The sequence below is a fragment of the Chitinophaga fulva genome (assembly GCF_012927205.1).
Classification (GTDB): Bacteria; Bacteroidota; Bacteroidia; order Chitinophagales; family Chitinophagaceae; genus Chitinophaga; species Chitinophaga fulva.
The window spans coordinates 171,121-193,867 of sequence record NZ_JABBGC010000004.1; the positions used below are offsets into that span (position 1 = coordinate 171,121).

The 22,747-nt window shown below is 49.1% G+C and carries 14 protein-coding genes; 4 read left to right on the plus strand and 10 right to left on the minus strand.

Annotated elements, in window-relative coordinates; genetic code table 11:
- Nucleotides 1-27: 27 nt before the first annotated feature.
- The gene (locus HHL17_RS29035; protein ID WP_169228364.1) at nt 28-471 is read right to left on the minus strand and encodes a MarR family winged helix-turn-helix transcriptional regulator; all 444 of its coding nucleotides are present in this window, start codon (nt 469-471) and stop codon (nt 28-30) included.
- Between the two features lie 81 nt (nt 472-552).
- On the opposite strand from HHL17_RS29035, the gene HHL17_RS29040 reads away from it, so the two are divergent.
- Nucleotides 553-2,682: an alpha-ketoacid dehydrogenase subunit alpha/beta gene (locus HHL17_RS29040; RefSeq protein ID WP_317166631.1), complete on the plus strand. Its 2,130-nt coding sequence runs from the start codon at nt 553-555 to the stop codon at nt 2,680-2,682.
- Between the two features lie 88 nt (nt 2,683-2,770).
- Here HHL17_RS29040 and HHL17_RS29045 read toward each other — a convergent pair whose 3' ends face one another.
- From HHL17_RS29045 to HHL17_RS29075, 7 genes are all read right to left on the minus strand, one after another.
- Nucleotides 2,771-4,057 carry a DUF4302 domain-containing protein gene (locus tag HHL17_RS29045; RefSeq protein ID WP_169228365.1) on the minus strand — a complete coding sequence of 429 codons (1,287 nt, stop codon included), beginning with the start codon at nt 4,055-4,057 and terminating at the stop codon, nt 2,771-2,773.
- Between the two features lie 24 nt (nt 4,058-4,081).
- The gene (locus HHL17_RS29050; protein WP_169228366.1) at nt 4,082-5,395 is read right to left on the minus strand and encodes a DUF4302 domain-containing protein; all 1,314 of its coding nucleotides are present in this window, start codon (nt 5,393-5,395) and stop codon (nt 4,082-4,084) included.
- Nucleotides 5,396-5,431: 36 nt separating this feature from the next.
- Nucleotides 5,432-6,286, minus strand: coding sequence for a zinc-binding metallopeptidase (locus tag HHL17_RS29055; protein ID WP_169228367.1), 855 nt, complete (start codon nt 6,284-6,286; stop codon nt 5,432-5,434).
- A 21-nt stretch (nt 6,287-6,307) separates the two neighbouring features.
- A complete protein-coding gene (locus tag HHL17_RS29060; RefSeq protein ID WP_169228368.1) occupies nt 6,308-7,762 on the minus strand; it encodes a RagB/SusD family nutrient uptake outer membrane protein in 1,455 nt (484 codons plus the stop codon).
- Nucleotides 7,763-7,783: 21 nt separating this feature from the next.
- Complete coding sequence (locus tag HHL17_RS29065; protein WP_169228369.1) at nt 7,784-11,374, minus strand: SusC/RagA family TonB-linked outer membrane protein; 3,591 nt, start codon at nt 11,372-11,374, stop codon at nt 7,784-7,786.
- Between the two features lie 181 nt (nt 11,375-11,555).
- Nucleotides 11,556-12,530 carry a FecR family protein gene (locus tag HHL17_RS29070; protein ID WP_169228370.1) on the minus strand — a complete coding sequence of 325 codons (975 nt, stop codon included), beginning with the start codon at nt 12,528-12,530 and terminating at the stop codon, nt 11,556-11,558.
- 148 nt (nt 12,531-12,678) lie between these two features.
- Nucleotides 12,679-13,317 (minus strand): RNA polymerase sigma-70 factor, encoded by a 639-nt coding sequence (locus HHL17_RS29075; protein ID WP_169228371.1) that lies wholly within the window; start codon nt 13,315-13,317, stop codon nt 12,679-12,681.
- Between the two features lie 1,010 nt (nt 13,318-14,327).
- On the opposite strand from HHL17_RS29075, the gene HHL17_RS29080 reads away from it, so the two are divergent.
- Nucleotides 14,328-17,486 carry a SusC/RagA family TonB-linked outer membrane protein gene (locus tag HHL17_RS29080; protein ID WP_169228372.1) on the plus strand — a complete coding sequence of 1,053 codons (3,159 nt, stop codon included), beginning with the start codon at nt 14,328-14,330 and terminating at the stop codon, nt 17,484-17,486.
- Nucleotides 17,487-17,514: 28 nt separating this feature from the next.
- Nucleotides 17,515-19,083, plus strand: coding sequence for a RagB/SusD family nutrient uptake outer membrane protein (locus HHL17_RS29085; RefSeq protein WP_169228373.1), 1,569 nt, complete (start codon nt 17,515-17,517; stop codon nt 19,081-19,083).
- A 115-nt stretch (nt 19,084-19,198) separates the two neighbouring features.
- On the opposite strand, the gene HHL17_RS29090 is transcribed toward HHL17_RS29085, so the two are convergent.
- Together HHL17_RS29090 and HHL17_RS29095 are read right to left on the minus strand one after the other, a co-directional pair.
- Nucleotides 19,199-19,759, minus strand: coding sequence for an RNA polymerase sigma-70 factor (locus tag HHL17_RS29090; protein ID WP_169228374.1), 561 nt, complete (start codon nt 19,757-19,759; stop codon nt 19,199-19,201).
- A 135-nt stretch (nt 19,760-19,894) separates the two neighbouring features.
- Entirely contained in the window at nt 19,895-21,337 is a 1,443-nt protein-coding gene (locus tag HHL17_RS29095; RefSeq protein ID WP_169228375.1) for a hypothetical protein, read from the minus strand.
- Between the two features lie 163 nt (nt 21,338-21,500).
- Between HHL17_RS29095 and HHL17_RS29100 the strand changes: the two genes are divergently transcribed.
- On the plus strand, nt 21,501-22,547 hold the full coding sequence (locus HHL17_RS29100; RefSeq protein WP_169228376.1) for a FecR family protein: 1,047 nt from the start codon (nt 21,501-21,503) through the stop codon (nt 22,545-22,547).
- Nucleotides 22,548-22,747: the final 200 nt, after the last annotated feature.

A 22,747-nucleotide genomic window follows, 5' to 3' on the forward strand; every position in this document is an offset into this window, starting at 1 on the left:
TAATCAAATGTCTAAATAATCCAATCATCAAACTTTCGTCGGGATATTGCTATAGATCGTGTCCAGTATCCTTGTTAACTCCGCATAATCCGCTTCTGTCAGCGATTTCCAGCCTGTTTTCCGCATTTCATGAACCAGCGGCTTTACCTGTTTATATTTTTCTGTTCCATCCGGTGTGAGCTGCAGATATACTTTTCTCCGGTCATAGGTATCGGCTTCCCGCTTTACCAGTCCTTTTTTTACCAGTAACTCGATAATACGGGAGACGGTGGTGATATCCTTGGAGGTATTACGGGCCAGTTCGTTATGGGTCGTTTTTTTATGCTTGTATAGATTCTCGACCAGCAGCCACTGGTCCACCGTAATATCCATCTGGCGGGAATCGAACATTTTCTGCCAGTAGTTGCGCAGTTTTTTCAGGGTCGCATCCAGCTTAAAAAAAGAGGGATTATTGACAAAAGTATCAGCCATATTAATTAATTTGCAATAGCAATAGTTGTTATAGCAACTATTTTGCTTAAACCACCATCGTCATCACCAAAACAGTTTTACGTGTTTAAAGATAGTACAAGCGTTTCAACTTTAAAAGCCGGTACTAACGGCCAGCACGGGAAGAAGAGCGAGCTGGCGGAGTTACTGGCAGCCTACCGGTGGATGTGCCAGGCAGGCCAGATGGCTGCTACCTATGAGGCCAACCGGCCCATATGCAAATATGTACATTCCACTTCACGGGGGCATGAGGCCATCCAGATTGCCACGGGAATGCAGTTACGGCCGTGGGACTTTGCCAGTCCGTATTACCGCGACGAGAGCATGCTGCTGGCCATGGGCTTTGAGCCTTATGAACTGATGCTACAGCTGCTGGCCAAAGCAGACGACCCTTTTTCCGGTGGCAGGTCTTATTACAACCACCCCAACAGCCGCCGGCCGGATAAGCCCCTGATTCCCCACCAAAGCAGTGCTACGGGCATGCAGGTAATACCCGCCACCGGGATGGCACAGGGTGTACAGTACCTCGAAACGATCCACTCTCAGTTATTACAGACAGGCCCCAACGGTGAACTACCGGTAGTAGTTTGCTCACTGGGCGACGGCAGTGTAACGGAAGGGGAAGTCAGCGAAGCTTTTCAGTTTGCCGTCCTGAAACAACTGCCGGTCATCTACCTGATACAGGACAATGACTGGGGGATCTCGGTAACCGCCGCTGAAGCCCGCGCTATGGACGCTTATGAGTATGCTGCCGGCTTTAAAGGGATGGAACGTATGCGGGTGGACGGCAGCGATTTTACGGCCAGTTACGCTGCTATGGAAACGGCCATCGGGTATGTGAGACAGGAACGCAAGCCTATTCTCGTACAGGCCAATGTACCGTTATTAGGGCATCATACTTCTGGTGTCCGGAAAGAATGGTACCGCACGGCGGAAGACCTCGAAAAACATGCGGCCAACGACCCCGTGCCCAAGCTACGGGCGCTGCTGCTGAAACACGGCGTGGCAGAGGCTACGCTGCTGGAAATAGAACAAACAGCGATTGAAGATATTGAAGCGGCCTTTGCTGCGGCGGTGAAAGCGGCAGAACCGGCACCGGAAACCGTCCGTGAGCATGTATTTGCGCCAGCGGCGGTTACACAGGAGGCGGGAACGCGCGTACCGGCCAATGGCAATAAAGTGGTGATGGTAGACGCGGCCCTGCATGCTGTGGAAGAAATCATGCAGCAATATCCCGAAGCCATCTTTTTTGGGCAGGACGTGGGTAAAAGGCTGGGCGGCGTGTTCCGCGAAGCGGCTACCCTCGGTGATAAATTCGGCGACCACCGCGTATATAACACCGCTATCCAGGAAGCTTATATTATCGGTGCCACGGCGGGCCTGTCGGCCACCGGCGTGAAACCTATCGTGGAAATACAGTTTGCGGATTATATCTATCCGGGATTCAACCAGCTGGTGACAGAAATTTCCAAGTCCTGTTACCTGAGCCAGGGCAAATTTCCGGTGCAAACGCTTATCAGGGTGCCTATCGGCGCTTACGGCGGCGGCGGCCCTTATCACTCCGGCAGTATTGAATCCACCCTGCTGAGCATCAAAGGCATCAAGGTGGTATACCCTTCCAATGCGGCTGACATGAAAGGCCTGCTCAAAGCGGCATTCCTGGACCCTAATCCGGTGGTGATGCTGGAACACAAAGGGCTCTATTGGAGCAAAGTACCCGGTACCCAGGATGCGATGACGATAGAACCGGCGGCAGACTATGTGCTGCCACTGGGAAAAGCCGCTGTGGTATTGCAGGCACACCCCAAAGATGTGCAGCGTGGGGAATCTGTTTGCATCATCACCTATGGTATGGGCGTATACTGGGCAAAAGCTGCTGCACGCGCATTTCCGGGGAATGTGGAAATCGTGGATCTGCGCACCCTCTTCCCGCTGGATGAAGAGCTGGTATTTCAAACCGTCCGCAAGCATGGTAAATGCCTGCTGCTGACGGAAGAGCAACTGAATAACTCTTTTACGCAGGCGTTGGCGGGCCGTATTCAGAAAGAATGTTTCAGGCAACTGGACGCCCCGGTACATATGCTGGGGGCCCTCGACCTGCCGGCAGTGGCACTTAATACCGGCCTGGAAGCCGCTATGCTGCCCAATGCGGCGAAGGTGGAGGCTATGATAAAAGCGCTAATGTCCTACTGAGGACCAACCGATACTTCATGTAAAAAGGCCCTGTCAGCGTCCTGACAGGGCCTCTCTCTTTTTTATCGTGAAAGGATAGTACTGGTGCTTACCAGTAACTGGTGAAGCCAAGGGTAGGTTTGTCGGCACTTTTGAAGCTGACGAACACGCCGTCCGGAGCATCGAGGTAATCAAGGGTGAACCGGTTGGTGGATAACATGTTTGTCAGTGGTTGTGCCAGTGTTTTTAATGCATTGCCGTTGGCGCCCGGAGTATCATTGGTAAATGCCAGCATCACAAATGAATAAACGCCATCTGCCGTTTTGGTATATCGGAAGCTATATCTGCAAATAATTGTGCCGATATAGATATCCATGTTCAGTAGATTGTTGACGGTCTGGAAATCCATCACCACTTTGGTGATCGGATATTTGGCACCTTTAAAGCGGTTGGACACATCGTTCCAGATGGTCATAAAATCAGCTGTCCAGCCAGGTAGCGGATAGGTGGTGGGTGGCAGCATTGTCAATGCGCCGGGGAGCTCGCTGCCGAGCAGGTAGTGGACCGGCACTATGGGAACGTTGGTCCGTTCCAGGTATACCTTGTTTTTATCAACCAGCGCATAGAAGTTGCTGACCGTAGCGTCCCAGATAAGGGAGGACACGCTCTGATTGTCTACCACAACAGGATGGCGCAAAGTGATGCCTGTTAACGTGTAAGCGTAACCGGTACCGGAAGAGGTCCTGGTTTTGTTGTTAACGAAAGCAAAGCCACCGATTTTGCTGTTGGTGTTAAAGAAGACAAAAGCCGGTGTGTTACCAGGCTTGATGGCAAAAAATCCAGGCTGGTTGAAAAAGGTGGCACTGGCAGCCATAGATGCCTGGAGATTACCGGCGGCATAATCTGCTTTTACCTGTGCACTGGCTTTTACCAGTTTCAGCTCATCGCTGAATTTGTTCCCCGTTAATACAAGTGTGTCTCCGCTGATATAACGGAAAGCATAGGCGGTATCTACCCCTCTGTTGGACAGTTTGATATCTCCCAGTTGGGAACCTTCACTGAAGTTGAGGGTAGGATTGACGGTCTGTGAAATACTGAGGGAAAAGCGGCTTTTGCTGGGCGTAGCGGCAGTAGTGGCGTTTATGTCTGTGTATAAGGTCACTTCACTTTTACTGTTATCGAGCTGGAGGTAAACATTGTACAGCTCTTTGCCCTCGCGGGGGGTGAGCACACCAACCCAACCGTTAGGGGCGGAGCCCAGTACGGTTTTAAAGGAGTCGAGCTGTTGTTTGGGCTCGGTGTAGGACTTTTCCACCGGAATATCGAGGGCGTTGTTTTTCCGGCAGGATGCCAGTACTGCAGCACAGAGTAATGTATATAATGCGAGTTTTTTCATTTGAATGAGTTGCAGATGAAGAAATTATTTGAGTGAACCGCCAATGGCGATGGTGGGGTCATCTACTCCAATCAGCTGCGCCATCTGACTATTGCCCGGCATGGAGAAATAATCCAGCCGGTATTTACCGGTAGCCAGTTTAGTCAGAATCTGTTTCATAGCAGGGTAGACGAGGCCGGGAATTTCTCCTTTAATGTCCTGCATCGTGAAGCTGTATTCTCCGTTTTTGTTTTTCACATAATCGAAAATGTACATTCCGGTGAAGGAGTTGGCGTTTTGTGTCAGTTTAATCTGCACACCCATCAATTGGGACTGAGTATCGAAAAGAATGTTTAACCCTATCAGTTGCAGGTTAGGAAAACCAAGATTGGGCATCTGCGTTTTAGCAGCGGTCCACATAGTTTGGTAACCTGGAGAGAACGCTCCCTTGGTGGCATCGGATGTTTCTATCTGATCATATCCAATTCCCATCAGCAGATGCAAGGCAAAAAGCGGCCCGTTAGCTACTTGCAGTTCGGTGTTTTTACCGTTGCCTTTCAGGTACATTATTTTTTTGTCGTTGTCCAAAAATAGTTCCCGGTAGCTGGTATTGTTGATAATGAAAGGATCTTTGGTAAAGACGCCTGTCAACGTATATGCATAGTTGTTAACATCCGTCACCAGCTCACCATCTTTTTCGTATACCAGTGAAAATCCGCGTGAATTTGTATTGAAGACGGTTTGTATTTTTTTCCCGTCTGCAGTAGTGGTGTAGAGAGTAGGATGGGTGACAACGTAGTCGGAGACGGCATCCCGCATGGTGTTCAGACCACCTGCCTTATAGGCAGCTTCATCTGCGGCACTGGCCCTGACGAGCACCATCTTGCTTTTTTTGGCATTGCCGGTGAGGAATACAGTGTCGGTACGGGTGGAGTCATAGCCGAATTCAAAATCGGAATCATAACCTTTGCCCCGCAGGCCGCCAAATACCCTGTCATCCGGGTCGGACAGCAGATGGAGATAGTTGTAGGTATCGAATACGAGCGATGGTCGTTGCTGGGCTCCCATACGATAGGAGCTTTCAGACAGGTCCTGTCCGGTGATGGGGGTGAGGTCGCCCAGCATGTTTACGCGGTTGTTTTCACCAAATTTAAAATAGAAGCCAAAGCCCTGACCACCATTGGGAAAGAGGTATGCTTTCCAGCCGTTGGCGCCGCCGGTAAGTTGTTGTTTATACGCGGTGAGGGTGGTGTTCATCCGCTCTTCCGGTTTGAGGCCAAAAACCGAACCGTCATTGTCTTTGCGGCATGATGCAGCGAGTATGCATAACAACGTGCCTGCGATTATATATTTTTTCATATATCCGTTGTAGTTATAGTACCTGTTCATAAAAAACTATCTGATCGCTTCTGCGATAGCAGTAGCTGTTTTCGCCTGCAGGCTGTCGAAATTTATTTTCCAGCTGTTCTGGAAGTAGGTCCTGACTATTTGTGCTTTTCGTTGGAGCATGTCTTTACCAACAGTGGTGCGGGACTGGCTGACCATTTGATCAAAGCCGTCTTTACCTTCTGTCAGCATGGTAGACACCATTTCCACAAAATCCTCATCTGCTTTGGAGCGGGCATAGGGCGTAATAAAGCCGAGGTCCAGCGCTTCCTGCAGGGTGGTATTGTTCCATGTACCGGTATAACCGCTGGGAGTAAGGGCTTTGTATTCTCTTGGATAGAAGATGGTCTGATGCAGGATGTGTGCAAATTCGTGGTGAATGGTATGCAACATAAACTTCACAAAACCGGCATTCTTTTGATTGAATTCGTTGAGACGCAGTAACTGTATGGTTTTACCGCCTTCTGCCTCCCCGAGGGTGATGGTGCCATTAGAGTTATACCTGGGGCTGCCTACCAGTATTATCTGTTTCGGAGAGTATTTAAGGAAGAAGGGCAGTCCTACTTCATTGATATAAGGTTCTACCCAGGTTTTGTGTATCAGGTCCATTACCGGTATCACCATCGATTCTTTAACGGGAATGAGGGTTTTATCAGTAGCTACCGCATAGGGGTCCCATTTATACCTGACTTCGATGTTATAAGGCTTGGTATAGTTGGCTGTAATCCAGTTGTCCAGTGTGGTAGGCTGCTGGTTGTCTTCCGGGAACAGGTTAGAGATATCCAGGTTCTCTTTTTTGCCGCAGCCGGAGAGAAGCGTGATCAGTCCGGCTACCAGTATGGGAATGATATAATGACGTTTCATATATACAAGTTTGAGCGGTGTTTATCGTGGGTTTAATTCCAGGCCGGACAGCTGTGCTTCCTGCGGTATTTGTACCATACGGCGCGGGTCATTGGCGCCCAGTATCATTTTGGTTTTACCATCGAAGGAAGTATGCACTACCGGTATTTTATGACGGAGGATATCGAACCAACGGAGCCCTTCCAACATAAATTCTATCCGCTTATAATACAGGAGCGTTTCGAGTATTGCTGCACGTGTATCCACGGTGCCATAGTAACCTTTGACCTTATCAATGGAGAGGTTCTGTGTTGGGTTATAGAGATTATTACGCTGGCTAAGGAAATCATTGATATCTGCCAATGCTTCATTGAAATTGCCCAGCTGTGTATTGGCTTCGGCCCTGTTGAACAGTACTTCTTCCGCAGTAAGCAATGGTATCATATCCCAGGGGTCACCGATGTTGGCGTTCTGGTCTACGCGGATAAACAGCTCATAGAATTTCGGAACGAAGTAGTCTTCCGGTTTTTGGTAATAAACTTTGTAGGCCATTCTGGTACGGGAGGGGTTGTCGAGGCCATTGATCATGCTACCGAGCGCGGGGTCGCAGCCATAACGGTTGGTGATCACGTTTCTGGCCCACAGCGATTGTGTTTCTGCGAGCAGTAGGTTGGCTTTCTGGGTTGCCCGGGTGTACTCTTTCCGGAGTACCAGTTCTTCCATGGCGTTGTAAGTGGTATTAACGGGCCGCAGGTAAGGCAGTATTTTACCGGCAGGTAAGGTGAGATTAGCATGTTCCACTACTTTGGCGTAGTTCTTTTTGAACAGGTAGAAGCGCGTTGCAAAAGCATGAGCAGCGGAGGTAGTGAAGTGATAGGAAAGCGTGCCAGTGTAGGAGTTGTCATCTATCAACGGCAATCCTTCGGTGAGGTCTTTCTCTATTTGTTCATACACATACGCTACTGTTTTTCTCTCATACTTTTCCACTACTATTTTCTCGGGTTTAGTCACGTAAGGGATACCGGGAGCTTTGGCTGCGGTAGCCGGATCGTATGACTGGGAGAAGATGGTGACCAGCATAAAATGAGCATAGGCCCGACAGAGCAGGGCTTCGCCTCTGGAGGCCTTGTAAGCAGCTTTGTCCGTTGCTTTGTCTATCACTTCCAACGCCTGATTGGCAGCGGCAATGGCGGCATAAGCTTGTTGCCAGTAGTAGTCAGGCGTGTCCTGGGACCTGTCTGAAGATACTTCCCAAAACCAGGGCTGACGGTTAATGCGGGTATTGTTATCCGTGCCTTTATCGTTGGCATTGTCTGACATGGCTTCGAGGAACGGAATATAGTTGGCCCGGGGATAGGCAGAGGTCAGCAGCTCGGCCACCTTGGCGGGGGAATTTACTTCTGTACGCTGATCGGGCAGTTGCTCCAGGTATTTTTTACACCCGGGCGCAACAGTCATGATCGCTAACGCTGATATATATACGAGATTTCTTTTCATATCCAAAACTTTTCATTCAGGTTAAAAACCAACTTTTACGGACAGGGTGTATTGCTTAGGGACAGGTAACGCTACGCCACCAGACTGGAAGAACTCAGGGTCTTGGCCTTTCAGTTTAGGGTCTGCATAGATCAGCCATGGGTTGTTGGCCACGAGGCTCAACGAAGCGTTGTTAAGGCCTATTGCTGAGGTATACCTCAGCGGCAGGTTGTAACTCAGCGATACCTGTTTCAGGCGGATAAAGCCCCCATCAGCAACACGGGTAGAAGAATAGTTATAGGTATAATAGGGTGTAACGCCACTAAGTTTATTGATTACGCGAAGGTCAGACAGGGACGGAATATCTGTCTGCTTTTCGTCACCGGTCATCATCCAGCGGTCGAGGAATTCTTTTGGCATGGCGGTGAGGTCCGTATACCGCTGCTGGAAGGCAGGGTTGAGGCGGATAACGTTTCCTGCACTGAAGGTAAACAGGGCAGAGAAGGTGAAATCCTTATAACGTACGGAGTTGTAGAAGCCGCCGGTTACCTTGGGATCAATAGGCCCGTTGTATTTCAGGTAGTTGATGGCATCACTTTGGAGGTTGACTTCATTTACTTTTTCTCCTTTTTCATTGACAAATACAGGTGTACCATCAAGTGAAGACAGTTCCTGCAAATCGATGGAATACAGGCCTCTGTAAGGACGGTTCAGCATAGGTCCGCCATCAGGGCCGATGAGGTCCCAGATATTGGGATTGGTTTTCAGGTTGGTGATTTTGTTTTCATTATAGGCAGCGGTCAGTTGTGTTCTCCATTGCCAGTTTTTCTGTTGGATGACAGCGCCGCCAACAGTCAGTTCCACACCGTGTGATTTCATGTCGGCATAGTTGGCATTTTTGATAAACTGGCCGCCGATGCCGGAAGTACGGATAGGGCTAATGAGATCGAAGCCGTTACGGTTATAACCGTCGAGGGTAATGGTGAGGCGATCTTTGAACATGCCGAGATCGATACCCACGTTGGTTTCGTATTGTTTTTCCCAGGTAAGCTCTGAGTTTTCGAGATCGGTGATATTGATCACAGACTCGATTTCAGGCAGATAGGGACGATATGTTTTGCCGCTGCGGGTAACGAGGCTGGAGTTGGTGGCTTTACCCTGCAGGCTGGCGGTGAGGCCATAGGTAGCGCGAAGGGTGAGTCGGTTGATGTTCTGTACTGTTTTCATGAAATCTTCCGTATCCACGTTCCAGGAGCCGCTGATGTTCCAGGTGGGCAGCCAGCGGGCGGTCCGGGATTTTCCGAGCAGGTTGGAGCCATCATAACGGATGGTACCGTTGAGGTTGTATTTGCCTTTATAGGAATAAGCGCCGTTCGCCATGTAAGCGAGGAAGCGGTCGTAGTAGTTCTGCATGCCGTAGAAATCGAAACCACTTTCCACTGCCTGTTTGATGATGCGGGGATCTACGTAAGGCACGCCGCCTTTGTCGAACTGATAGCCGTAACCGTTAGAGAATTTGTTTTGACGGTTGGCATATCTTAATTCCTGGGAGGCATAGGCCACAAAGATGTGGGTGTTATTATAGGTTTTATTCCATTCAAGGGAGTTGCGGATGTTATAGCTGACGAGGTAATCGTCGTTGGTGTTATAGAAACCGCCATAGGGCAGTACTACTACGGGATAAGCTTCCGGGTCGTCCGGGTCGCGGTAGAGGAATTTATTTTTGTTCATCACATCGGCGTTGTCCGCGGCGCGATATGCCATGGCCATATTGGAGTTCTCCCTTACTTTATGTTCCCGGTTGGTTTTGGCATAACGCAAAGCGCCCAGGAAGGTGTATTTCAGGGTAGGCGTGATTTTATAGCCTGCTTCACCCTGTAGTTTAATATCTACCATGGTGAGGTCGAGCGTATTGTTGTTCAGTTCATTGATGATATTGAACGGAGCGAAGTTCCGCCGGAAGAATTCCAGGTTGCCATTCTGGTCATAGGCAGTCATGGTACGACTGGTATTGAGGGCGTAGCTGAAAGGGTTGATATCGAAATCGCGGTCAAATTTTCCTTCCACCGGATTGCTGACCCTTCCGATGCTGCCGGGAGCGCGCTGATCTCTGATAGAGCCTTGTGTGATGAGGCCTATATTAAATCTGGGTGAGATGTTGAAGTTGGCGCGGGCGTTGCCGGTAAAGCGTTTTACCCTGTCGCCGATGGTCCAGCCGTTATCGTTGAGGAAGCTGGTAGAGAAATAGAGTTGTGATTTTTCCGTACCGGAGGAGATACTCAGGGAGTGTTCCTGCAGGAGGGAGTTGCGGAATAATACGTCGAACCAGTCGGTATTGGCGAGTGCATATCTTTTGAGGAATTCATTTCTGGATTTCTCGTCATTGTAAACTGTTCTGTTGTTGATATTTTCCGCCAGTTTGGTGAATACGCCGCCATCCTGTCTGGTGGCCAGGTCACCGTATTGCAGGAAGCCCCGGCTTTCCATGGATTTGTATACCGACATCTGGTCGGCAGAGTTCATGATGTTAAAATCTTTATATGTTGGTTTGATATAGGTAGAGAAGTTACCGGTATAGGAGATGAGGGGTTTGCCTACGCGTCCTTTTTTGGTGGTGATGACTACCACGCCGTTCATGGCGCGGGCGCCATACATGGCGGTAGCGGCAGCATCTTTGAGGATCTGGAAGCTCTCGATATCGTCGGGGTTGAGGCCGGCTACGGAAGAGCCCAGCAGGGTGGTGGGGTCTCCGGTGGAGAGCTGTTCGTTGGATACGTTCACCACATCTTCCAGTACGATACCATCTACCACCCAGAGCGGTTTGTTATCGCCGGTGATGGAAGTAGCGCCACGGACGCGGATTTTAGGGGCTGCGCCGAAGGTACCGGATACGTTTTGTATAGAAACGCCGGCCACGCGGCCTTCCAGCATACGGCTTACGTCGGTGATACCTTCCCGTTTCACGTCGTTGGCTTTGAGGGTAGCCGCGGAACCGGTGAAGAGTTTACGGTCGATGGTCTGGTAACCGGTCACGACTACCTGGTTAAGGTTCGTCACATTTTCTTCGAGGGTAACAATAATAGGTTTATCGGCGGTGGCTTTCACTTCCTGTGTTTTAAACCCTACCATGCTGATAACGAGGGTGGCGCCGGGTTTTACGCGGATGGTGAATTCACCTTTACTGTCGGTAGCGATACCGTTGCTGGTGCCTTTTTCCACGATGCTGATACCTGGCACAAAGGAAGCATCACCGTTTTCCGCGCGGGTGCCCGCACGGCCTTTAACGGTGATGACCTCCTGTTGTGGCGCGATTACTTCGGCGGGGCGTGTGAGCACGATCTTATCGCCGATTACTTTATGTGCTATGCCTTTGCTCTCGAGCAGATTAAGCGCCTGCTGCATAGAAACTTTATCGGGATCGATTTCGACATTCATGTTTTTGTTGATGACCGCGGCATCATACACAAATACGACATTGTATTTTTTCTCCATCCTGCCGAGGATGATTTCCAGTTTCTCCCGGTTTTGCTCATTTGTCAGCGGTGCGGCCTGGTTTTCCAGGCATGCCACTGTCAATAGGGCAAGGAGTAGCTTCGATTTTGGTCTCTTCTTCTTGTAAAGGATTTCAAACATCGTGTATAATTATTATAGGTTAAACGGGTCCGGAGCAGGCATAGGCGATACGCTCCATGGGGAGCGGGAACATAGCCTGCAATGATGTTGGTTGCATTTCCGGGTTGACAGAACTGCGATGTACGATTTCAGTTGACACATTGGGTTGCTAAACAACGGAGAAAGGCCAGGCGGCAGGGTATTACCTGCCGGTGATCGTAATTTCCCGGTTGCGGTGCACTACCGTTATAGGGTATGTAGCTTGCAGCACCTCCAATACTTCTTCCAGCTTATTGTTTTTAAATGTTGCATTCAGTTTTTTCACAGGGATTTTACCCCGGAGGTTGATTTTAACCTGGTAAAGTGCTTCTACTTTTTTGCATACTTCTGACAGTGGGGCATCCACGAAGACAAGTTCATGGGTGATCCAGGCGTCGGCATTGCTGTTGATGGCATTATACTGTTCCAGGCTGCCGGTGGCCGGATCGAAGTGTAACCCTTCGCCGGCTGAGAGGATGGTCTCCGGTGCGTTGGTATGGCCGGAAGCGAACCTGATTTTTCCTGTTTTAACGGTGACGCCTATACGATAGTTCTCCAGGTGGATGTTAAAAGTGGTGCCCAGTACGGTGATGCTGGACTGTCCGATTTTAACCACGAAGGGAGTGGCTGTTTGCGTGGCCACGTCAAAATAGGCGGTGCCTTGTTCCATGATGACAGTCCTGTTTTTTTGCATTCTTTCCGGATAGCGTACCCGGCTGTTCTTGTCGAGATAAACACGTGACTGATCGGGCAGGAGCAGGGAATCGATGGCTGCCAGTGTAGCTTTTTCTTTGTAGGTGACAGTACCGGAGTGGTAAAAGAACCAGCTTGCGGCGGCCACTATAGGGATGATGACAGCAGCTACGCGGAACCAGTGGTAGCGGCGTGCAGGCAGATGGTGAACAGTTTCGTCTTCCGGCAGGGCTTCCTGGAGCCGGGCGATAGCGTTTTTTGTATCCAGCTGGTCCAGTATTTTAAGGTCTGGTGACAGTTGCCATAGTTGTTGTACCTGCAGGAGAGTGGCTTCATTTTCCGGGGAAGCGGCGGCCCATTGCCGCACTTGCTGCTCCAGGGCAGTGTCCTGCGGATTGTTCAGGTATTTTACCAGTTGCAGCCAGTTGATCGTTTCTTTTTCCATTGGACAGAAGCCTTTGTGTATTGTTACAATTCACGGAAGGGGATACCCCCAGTGACGTACAAAAAATTTTCAAATTAATTTTTATATAATATAATATGGAGAAGAGAGGAAGCAGAGAACGGAACAGCTGGTGGTGAGCCCGTGAGGTTTACAACCGGTTGGCCAGTTCACCGGCGAGCGCCAGAAAGAGTTGCAGCATGCGGAGGTGGGCGGTGTAATCGCGGGAATTGTCCTGGCGGTAAAAAAGATTTTCGCGGAGTGTTTTAAGGGCGTGGAGCATGTGGTTTTCCACTGTTTTCTCGGAGATCTGTAGTTGGGCAGCGATCTCGCGGTATTTGAGGCCATCGAAGCGGCTCATTTTAAACACTTTTGAACATTGTTTTGGCAGTTTTTCTATTTCCTGATAGATGCGCATTTTCAGTTCCTGTTCTTCCTGCAGGTTGTGCAGATAGCTGTCTGTCAGTGATTCGGCAATAAGGGAGTGATGGCGGGCGATGTTTTTTTCCCGCTTAAGATAGTTGAGCGCATGATTGATAACCGCTTTGTACAGGTAGGCACGGAGGGCGCCGTTTTCATCCAGCAGCACAGGGTTCTCCCATATTCTGATGAACACTTCCTGTACCAGTTCCTGTGCGATGCCTGCATCTTTGCAGTAGCGGAAGGCCGCCATCACCAGTTCCCGGAAGTGACGTTCATATACATAGGTAAAGGCCTGCCTGTTTTTTGCATGAATTTCCCTGATCAATGCAGCCTCGCTCAGTTGGGCAATATCGCTGGTTCTCACCATTAGTTTTCCTACTCTTTTCCAGGTATCAGGGTATAAGGTATAAAAAAAATCATGAATTCAGTTAATGGAAAGGAAAGAAAAGGAAGTAGGTGGCGGGAGATAGCGTCTTTATATCGGTTATTTCGTTTTTTCCTGTTCTTTTGGCAGTTCGCGGGTAATTTATCATCAACCGGCTACCAGCGATAAAAAAATTTGCAAAAACGTTTTAGTTATCTGGAAATAATTATATTTTTATGATCGGAGCTGTAGTGAAAACGCCAAAAAAGTATGTAGATAATATGCCAGCTCGGATCTAAATCTAAAAAATTATTCACTTGTAATGGTAGCACTGTTAAATGAAAATCACTTGTAGCCGGCAGGAGTACTAAATCGATTCAGCTCCCACCGCATTTCACGTTAGAGGTTGTAAACCATATTTTTTTGAATCAGGGTAACTGCCTTGTCTGGCAGTGTAAACAGGTATTTATCACATTATTTAATCTAAAACAAAATCGTTTTTGTACATCAGGGGAATGATTATCATCTAACAAAATCGTTTTAGCACGTAACAAAAGGCACTTTGAAAATTCCATCATGGTACCACGTCCATTGATGGACCTTTTCCGGAAAGCCGGATGTAAGTAATGTCAATGCTTTCCACGGCATCTTCGTATAGCCTTTTCCGTGTACATTTTCCAGGTATCAGGGTAGTTGTTGTGATTGCCCTGTGCGGCAGCATCAGCCCATGCAGCAGATTGTCAACAGCAGATACTTTTTCCGGGTATCAGGAGTCTTCGCATCACTCCTTTTGTGACGTTATCAGCCTGTATGAGCTTTGTCAACAACCAGCGTGTTTTCCGGATGGCCTGCCATCTGGAAACATAGCCTCCGCTGCCCGCCTGCCCTTTACTGTATTTCAGACTGCTTTCCTTCCCAAAAATATCCGGAAGGGATAACGGGCTCTCTTTGCAAAATCGTTTTAGCATGAACTCTTTGGCATTGAACCTTTATTAACCAAAAAACAAACATGTATGAAGAAAAAACTGACCTTCCTGGTACGGACCAGCTTGCAGAGCAGCTTCCTGCTATTGCTGTCGCTGCTGGCCTTCTCCCAGGGAAAGAAGATCACCGGTAAGGTGTTTGATGCACGTGACAACACGCCGCTTCCGGGCGTGACAGTGCAGGTGAAAGGCACCAGTACCGGTACCCAGTCCGGTCCCGACGGTAGCTATACCATTAATGTACCCGGTAACAACACAACGCTCATATTTTCTTTCGTGGGCTACACACCCACTGAAAAACTGGTAGGTAACGTAACCTCACTCAATGCTGCACTGAGCACTGACGTGAAATCACTGCAGGACGTGGTGGTGATCGGTTATGGTACACAGAAAAGATCTGACGTGACCGGCGCTGTAGCATCGGTAAGAGCCGGCGCATTGCAGGAACGTCCTGCACCTTCCGTTAACCAGGCCCTCAGCGGCCGTATGCCCGGTGTACAAGTAAGCACCAACTCAGGTCGCCCTGGCGGCCAGACAAGGGTGCGCATCCGCGGTTTCAGCTCTATCAACACTACCAGCAACCCGCTCTACGTAGTAGATGGAGTAGCGCTGCCCATGGGTAACCAAACACAGAACTCTAACGCGATTGACTATATTAATCCGAATGACATCGAATCTATTGAAGTACTGAAAGACGCTTCCTCCACCGCTATCTATGGCGCCAGAGGTGCTAACGGTGTCGTGCTGGTCACTACCAAAAAAGGTTCTGCTACCGGCGGCCGCGTAACGTACGACAACTACTTCGGCATCAACACACCAGGCCCGCACCGCGTGAAAATGCTCAACGCCAAAGAATACCTCGACCTGGAAACACTGGGCTGGAAAAATGCACAGATCTATGATAAAGCCGGATGGGACAATGGCAACTACGTGAACAGCAATCCTGCCCTGAAAAGAACAGACTCCCGCTTCTTCGATAAAGACGGCAACCCGCTGTATGATACCGACTGGTTCAAAGAATCCGTTCAGCACAAACTGACACAGAACCATCAGTTAGGCTTCTCCGGTGGCAACCCTGATACCCAGTATGGTCTCTACCTCGGTTACCTCGATGATAACGGCTTGCTGCTGAATTCCTATCTGAAACGTTATTCTGCACGCTTTACCATCGATACCAAAATAAAAGAATGGCTGAAAGTAGGTGGCTCCCTCAGTTATAACAATCAGGAAGAAAACCTGGTAGACATCGGTACCGGCGGTCTTAACTCCGTACGTATGATCACCGAGGCTCTGCCTTTCCTGCCGTTGAAACTGGCCGATGGCACCTGGACCAACAATAAGATGTATCCTGGCGCTGAAGGCGGTTCCAACCCGGTACAGATCCTGACAGACAGAAAATACATCCTGAATACACAGACCACCCTCGGTAATGCTTACGCTAACCTGACGCTGGCCAAAGGGCTCGAACTGCGCAGCACCCTCGGTGCCAACATCGTGACCCGTGGCCGTAACGAATGGAATGGCCGCTCTCTGCTGGATATCTCCGCCTCTCAGAAAGGTATTGCCATCGTGGCCAATGACCGCGAATCTTTCTGGTCCTTTGAAAACTACCTGACCTATAATAAACGTTTTGGTACTGATCACTCCTTCACCGGCATGGTGGGTATGGGTGCCTCTGAAAACAACTACTTCACCATCAACGCAAGGGGCGAAAACTATTCCACGGATTACTTTGAGAACAACAACCTGGGCGCAGGATCTGTGATCCCTGCCAGTGGCGTGGGTTCTAGCCGTACCCGGTTTTCGTTCTTCTCTTACTTCACCCGTTTGAACTATGCGTACAAAGACCGCTACCTGCTGACCCTCACTGCCCGCAGAGACGGATCTTCCCGCTTCGGTCCTTCCAACAAATACGCTACGTTCCCCTCCGCCGCACTGGCCTGGAGAGTGTCTGAAGAACCGTGGCTGAAAGGCAACCACCTCCTGTCCAACCTGAAACTGCGTACCAGCTACGGCGTAACCGGTAACTCTGAAATTCCGCCGTACCAGTCACTCGCTACGCTCTCTGCCAGCGGTACTTACGCTGCGGTTATCAATGGCGCTAAAGTACAGGGCATTGGCACCAACAGGCTGGCCAACCCTGACCTGAAATGGGAAAAGACAGCACAGGCAGACTTCGGCGCTGAAATAGGCTTGTTCAACAACCGCATCAACCTCGAAGCTGACATCTACTACCGTAAAACAACAGACATGCTGCTCGATGCGCCGGTACCTACTACCAGCGGTTACGCCACCATCCGTAAAAACATCGGCTCCATGGAGAACAAAGGCCTGGAACTGGCCCTGAATGCACTGGTAATAAACGGAAAAGACTTTACCTGGAACACTATCTTCAATATCTCCTTCAACCGTAACAAAATCCTGTCACTCGCTACACCGGCAGATATCTTCGGTGTGGGCGGTCCCAACTTCACCAACCAGACCAACATTCTGCGTGTAGGCGAAGCCGTTGGTTCCTTCTGGGGACTGGTACGGGAAGGTACCTGGAGCGAAGCAGAAAGAGCACAGGCCGCTAAATTCCAGAGCTACCGTGGTGGTAATACCATGCTGCCCGGTGATATAAAATATCGCGATGTGAACGGCGACAACATCATCAACGATGCTGACCGTATGATCATCGGTAACGGTAACCCGAAAGGATGGGGCGGTTTTATCAACAGCTTCAAGTATAAAAACTTCGACCTCACCCTCGAACTGCAGTACTCTTACGGCGCTGACGTGCTGAACATGTCACACCACTCCGGTGAAGACCGTATCAGTATCGCCAACAGCTTCAAATCTGTATTGGACTACTGGACACCGGAACGTCAGAATACACCGATCGCTGCTCCCCGTCCGGTGGCTGCCGGTTATGTTACCAACGTGGACACCCGTTGGGTGGAAGACGGTTCTTTCCTCCGTGGTAAAAACTTACTGCTGGGATACAACTTCAAACCTGAAGCACTGCAGAAAATGCACCTGAGCCGCCTGCGCATCTGGGCTTCTGCACAAAACTTCTTCGTTTTGACCAAATACAGCGGCAACGACCCGGAAGTATCTACCTATGGCGATTCTTTTGCACAAGGACAGACATTCTTCGACTATCCCAAGCCCACTACTTATCAGCTGGGGTTAAACGTGGCGTTCTAATTTGTTCAGTATTCAAAAAGACTTTATCATGAAGAGAAATATCATTCATAAAACGATACAGCTGGCGCTCTGCGGCGCTATGCTGATGGGTGCGGGCAGCGGTTGTAAAAAGTTCCTGGAAGAAAAGGACCCTTCCAACCTCAGCCCCGACAGCTACTTTACTTTACCTGAACATGCTGATGCGGCCATCTTTGCTGCCTATTCCCGGCTGCGCTTCGTAGGGGAAGGTGCAGGTATCTTCACCAACAACTACGCATTCCTGGATGCAGCTACCGGCACGGTGACCACCAAAACCGCCCAGAACTCTGACCTGAACAACCTCTTGGGTCTGGTGTATGATGGTGATAACCTCCAGATCGGTAACTGGTGGAAAGGGATTTACCGCGAAATTGCCCAGGCCAACCTGGTACTGGACAATGTTCCGAAAATCAATCCCATGGATGAAGTGGCCCGTAAAAAAGTATTGGGTGAAGCTTACTTCCTGCGTGCCTGGTCTTATTTTTATGCAGTAAGGCTGTGGGGTGATGTGCCTTTGGTCCTGAAGTCACAGACACCACAATCGACCGATTTTTCTCCCAGCCGTACCAGCACTGAAGAGGTGTACAAAGCCATCGTGGATGACCTGCAGAAAGCAGAAGCCGCCGGCCTTCCCTGGAAAGATAATACCGGTCGTGCCAGCACTGCGGCTATTAAAGCCCTGCTGGCCAAAGTATACCTGACCATGGCCGGTTTCCCGCTCAATAAAGGACAGGCATATTATAAACTGGCCGCTGATAAATCAAAAGAAGTGATTGACTATGCCAATGCACATCCTTCTGAAATTGACCTGTTTACCAGCTACGACGATCTGCACAGCGTTGGTACCAACAACAAACTGGAGCTGCTGTTCCAGGTACAATACCTGAGCGGTGTAGAAGAAAACCCGGTGCAGACCACCATGCTGCCTAACAACGCACAACCAGACATCTCCGCGAAAGGCAGCGGTCAGGGTACCTATGTGCCGTCTCTGTCTTTCTATAATTCCTACAAGAAATTTGAGCCGACAGATAAACGCCCTGATCAACAGCAGTTTTTCTACACTTATTATTTCTTCAAAGGCAACGGCGATACCATCAAACTGGGCGCTCCGTACATCTACAAGTTCTTTGATGTGACCTGCCATGGTACATCCGGCAGGCCTGGTACCGGTATCAGCAATCTGAACCTGACGCTGATGCGTTATGCGGAAGTACTGCTGACATATGCTGAGGCACAGAACCGTGCTGATGGGGCGCCTAACGCAGATGCATACACGGCTTTGAACGCTATCCGTCTTCGTGCGAACCTGCCTGCAAAAGCGGGCCTCAGCCAGGGAGACTTTGAACAGTCTGTATGGCGTGAACGCTGGCATGAGCTGTGCTACGAAGGCGTGATCTGGTTTGATATGCTGCGCCTGCGCAAAGCATACAACGAAGACACGAATGGTTTCGACGATTTCATTGGCCACGTCAACAAATCAAACGGCGCGGTATTGGCGAAGAAACACCTGCTGTACCCATTGCCGGTATTTGAAATGAAGAACAACCCGAATCTGAAACCACAGAACGAAGGCTACTAATCATTTGGTTATTTAGTTATTTTATTATTTAGTTATTTAATAAAGACGAAGACCGAAGCGGATAATCGCTTCGGTCTTCGTCTTTAAATATCAAAATAATCAAATGATAAAATGACTAGATTTTTTCCAGGGTGAAATTAACAGCGGTGGTCAGTCTTTTCATGGCAATGGCCAGTTGGTTTTCCACTGTTTTAACGGAGAGATTGAGTACGGTAGCTACTTCTTTATAACGCAGCCCGTATTGTTTTACGAGGATGTACACCATTTTGCATTTAGGGGGAAGTTGTTCGATGGTGTGCTCCATTTTGCGGATCATTTCCGCGGAGATCATCAGTTGTTCGGGATCGCTTTCAAAAGAAATTTCCAGTTTATCTTCTTCTGCGATGCTTACCTGCCGGGAGGCAGATTGTTTGCGCATATGATCAATGGCTTTGTTTTTAGCTACCACAAAGAGGTACACCTGCGGATTTTTTATGTCCGTCAGCGATTGCCTTTTTTGCCAGCAATGCATAAAAACATCGTTCGTAATTTCTTCCGCCACCTCTTTGGAACGGGTGAGCGAGAAAGAAAAACGCAGCAGTTTTATGAAAAAATGATTGTAGAAAGCTTTGAAGGCTGTCTGGTCATTGTTCGCTGTGATGTTTTTGAATAGTTCATTGATTATACACTGATCCATCCCTTTTTAAGCCACTGATATTGGTTGCAATAATAGATAACGCAGATTACGCTAAAGTTAACAAAATAATTTATCCGGTAATTTTTTTTGTCGATGGTATTTTTTTGGCGGAAGGTGATGGTATATAAGCTCGTATTATCCTGCGCCGCCATATAAGTCGGCGATATGGCGAAGAATATAATGCACTTCGTCCGCGTTTCCTTCCTGGTAACGACGTGCCCAGAAAGATACGAGCCATACCGCAAGGCGTTTGCCCTGCCGGTCACCTTTGGCGATGGCGTTGTCATATTTCTCCAGTCCTGCCGCAAAGGCGATATCTTTTATATATGCTTCCGCTTGTGGTTCAGTGCCATCCAACGGAACGTTCATTTTGTCATACAGTGTTTTAAGCGACTCGCGATAGTGAGGAATGTCCTGCAGATATTCGTAGGTAGCGATGAGGTTATCAATATAACGACCAGCCGGTGAACGCTGATATACGACCGTGGGTAGTACCTGGCGAAGATAGGGGCCGAAGTGATCGAAACATGCTTTCAGGCGCTGGCCGTCGCGGCCTGTGAAGTCGAATATTTCGATGACAGGCGCCAGGGAGGTGGTATTAAATATCTTCACGGCGTCAGCTATGGTGGCCCGGTCCTTTTGTGCGAAAAGCGTCCGGATACCCATGCCCCAGTTCAGTATCAGGTCCGTCGGCGCCGGATTGTTTTTACCCAGTTCCAGCTGATCATAGCAGATGAATTGAAGCGCTGCCCTGATGCTGTCTCCCGCTGGCTCGGGCCCTTTCCACTCTTCCGGCTCAGCGCTGGCTACTGCTTCGGCAGGAGCATCCCCGGTACTGGCGATGGCCTCGGCTGCCACTTCTTCATTAATAGATGTCGTGAGATCGGCCGCCGCCTGGGCCACTTCAGGCGACACTTCATCAGACATGCTATAGGGTTTGTAATGTACCAGGTCATAAACGATAAAAATCACTGCCAGCATGCCGGTGAGCACCACTCCGCTCAATGCAATGCTGATGACACGATTACGCTGCCATAACTTCTCTATCAGCAACCAGCTGGCGCCCAGCAGGAATGCGCCGATCATGGCAGCCCAGCAGAATAAACAAGTCCCGGTATAAATATCAACGTCCGAATTAGCAATAGACCTGATGTCACTTGTCCTAAGGATAAAAATAAAAGCAAAGGCCACCAGTGATATCAACAGGTTCGACAGAAAAACTTTTTTCCAGAAACTCCCGCCAGGAGAGGCTATATCTGTTTTCCTGCGTAACAGGCGGATAACACCGTATAAGACACCAACCCATAAACAACTGGTCAGCAGCCATACTATCGGAGAAACAAATGTATCTATTACAGTGCTCTGCTGATAGTCATGGGAGATCATGTTGGGCAATCCGTCCAGCTCATACAGCAATCCGAATGGGAGGGAAAGCATTTGATGGCGGGAAGCAACCTGCAGTCCTGCTGCTTCCAGCGTTGCGTTGCCAAAGTTTTGCGCCAGCCGGGGGATACCGAAAATAGCCGTTACCAGTAATGCTTCCAGCAGTAAGATGTACTTATACAGTTTGTTTTCCATAAGGGACAGGTTAAAGCCTACAAATATATTATTAAAAAAATTATCTGGGTAACCTCAAAAAAATGTTAAAACGCTTTTGGGGGTTTTTGATTTTCTTTTCGACCTTATTGTGAAAACACGGATTTAAAAATAAATGATCGAGCGTAACCGGATAAATACTTTGATGGCCAGGAAGATATCCGGCGAGGCCACCATGGAGGAATTGAAAGAACTGGAGATATTGCTGATGCAGTTTCCGGAATTACAATATGCCTTTACCATTGTGGAAGATATACATGCGGTGAACCCGGCCAACGGATTCACGCCGGAAGAAGAGAGCCGGTTGGCCAGCGAAGGACTGGACCGCATGAACCTGTTCCTACAGCAATCACAGGACACGCCTGTTGTCAGGAGGATGGCCCCGTGGAAAATGATCGCTGGTATGGCCGCTATGGTGGCGGTGTTGCTGAGCGTGTGGGCATTGTGGCCTGCATCGCCCGACAGGCAGGCTTTTCGTAATGAGGTAGTTACCAAAACCGGCTCCAAAACCAGTGTGGTACTGCCTGATGGTACCACCGTAGTACTCAATGCCTGTAGCCGCCTGCAATATGATGCTACCCGTTTCCTCAATGGGGAAAGGGAAGTAGGGCTTACCGGAGAAGCCTATTTCGATGTAAAACATGATCCGGCACATCCGTTTATTATCCGGACAGGGCCTGTCAATATCCGCGTATTAGGGACCGTATTTAACGTAAAAGCCTATACGGAGGATGCCACTGTAGAAACCACGCTGCTCAGCGGCAAGGTGGAGGTGAGTTTTCCTCAGGGCAGCAGCGGCCAGAAAGTGGTGCAGCTGCAGCCAGACCAGAAACTGGTCATCGCCAATCATAAAGACCAACCGGTACAGGACAGTAAAAAAGCCAACTTTAGCATTACACCGGTAAAGAATGTCACTGCCGGCACGGTAACCAGTCCGGACGAGGAAAAACCAACCACCGCCTGGATCAATGACCGGTTCGACTTTGACAATGTAACATTTGAACAGCTGTCGCACGATCTGGAGCGATGGTACAACGTAACACTGCGGTTTAAAAATGACCGTTACAAACACGAAGTATTTACGGGTGCTTTCCGTAAGCAGGGCATTGAGGATGTGTTGCAGGCACTGCAACTGATGTCCGGTTTTCACTACGAAGTGAATACAAAAGAAAATGTCATCTATATATGGTAAAAACGTATCAGGGAATAAAATGCCGGGTGCGGCAGACAACTATGGCATAACTATTCAATAAAAATTTTTTTTGCGGACAGCAAAAAGGGAAATGCGGCAACATTCCCCTTTTACAATGCTGGCTAAACAATCTAAACCGATTCGAGAGAATCCGGTAATGGCTAATTATTTAACCTAACGAAACAAATTTATGAAAAAAA

Coding starts and splice junctions, on each gene's coding strand:
- HHL17_RS29090 (WP_169228374.1), bottom strand. CDS start 19,759: ATGGATCAGTGTATAATCAATGAACTATTCAAAAACATCACAGCGAAC.
- HHL17_RS29055 (WP_169228367.1), bottom strand. CDS start 6,286: ATGAAACGTCATTATATCATTCCCATACTGGTAGCCGGACTGATCACG.
- HHL17_RS29045 (WP_169228365.1), bottom strand. CDS start 4,057: ATGAAAAAACTCGCATTATATACATTACTCTGTGCTGCAGTACTGGCA.
- HHL17_RS29085 (WP_169228373.1), top strand. CDS start 17,515: ATGAAGAGAAATATCATTCATAAAACGATACAGCTGGCGCTCTGCGGC.
- HHL17_RS29080 (WP_169228372.1), top strand. CDS start 14,328: ATGAAGAAAAAACTGACCTTCCTGGTACGGACCAGCTTGCAGAGCAGC.
- HHL17_RS29100 (WP_169228376.1), top strand. CDS start 21,501: ATGGCCAGGAAGATATCCGGCGAGGCCACCATGGAGGAATTGAAAGAA.
- HHL17_RS29095 (WP_169228375.1), bottom strand. CDS start 21,337: ATGGAAAACAAACTGTATAAGTACATCTTACTGCTGGAAGCATTACTG.
- HHL17_RS29050 (WP_169228366.1), bottom strand. CDS start 5,395: ATGAAAAAATATATAATCGCAGGCACGTTGTTATGCATACTCGCTGCA.
- HHL17_RS29070 (WP_169228370.1), bottom strand. CDS start 12,530: ATGGAAAAAGAAACGATCAACTGGCTGCAACTGGTAAAATACCTGAAC.
- HHL17_RS29075 (WP_169228371.1), bottom strand. CDS start 13,317: ATGGTGAGAACCAGCGATATTGCCCAACTGAGCGAGGCTGCATTGATC.
- HHL17_RS29035 (WP_169228364.1), bottom strand. CDS start 471: ATGGCTGATACTTTTGTCAATAATCCCTCTTTTTTTAAGCTGGATGCG.
- HHL17_RS29065 (WP_169228369.1), bottom strand. CDS start 11,374: ATGTTTGAAATCCTTTACAAGAAGAAGAGACCAAAATCGAAGCTACTC.
- HHL17_RS29060 (WP_169228368.1), bottom strand. CDS start 7,762: ATGAAAAGAAATCTCGTATATATATCAGCGTTAGCGATCATGACTGTT.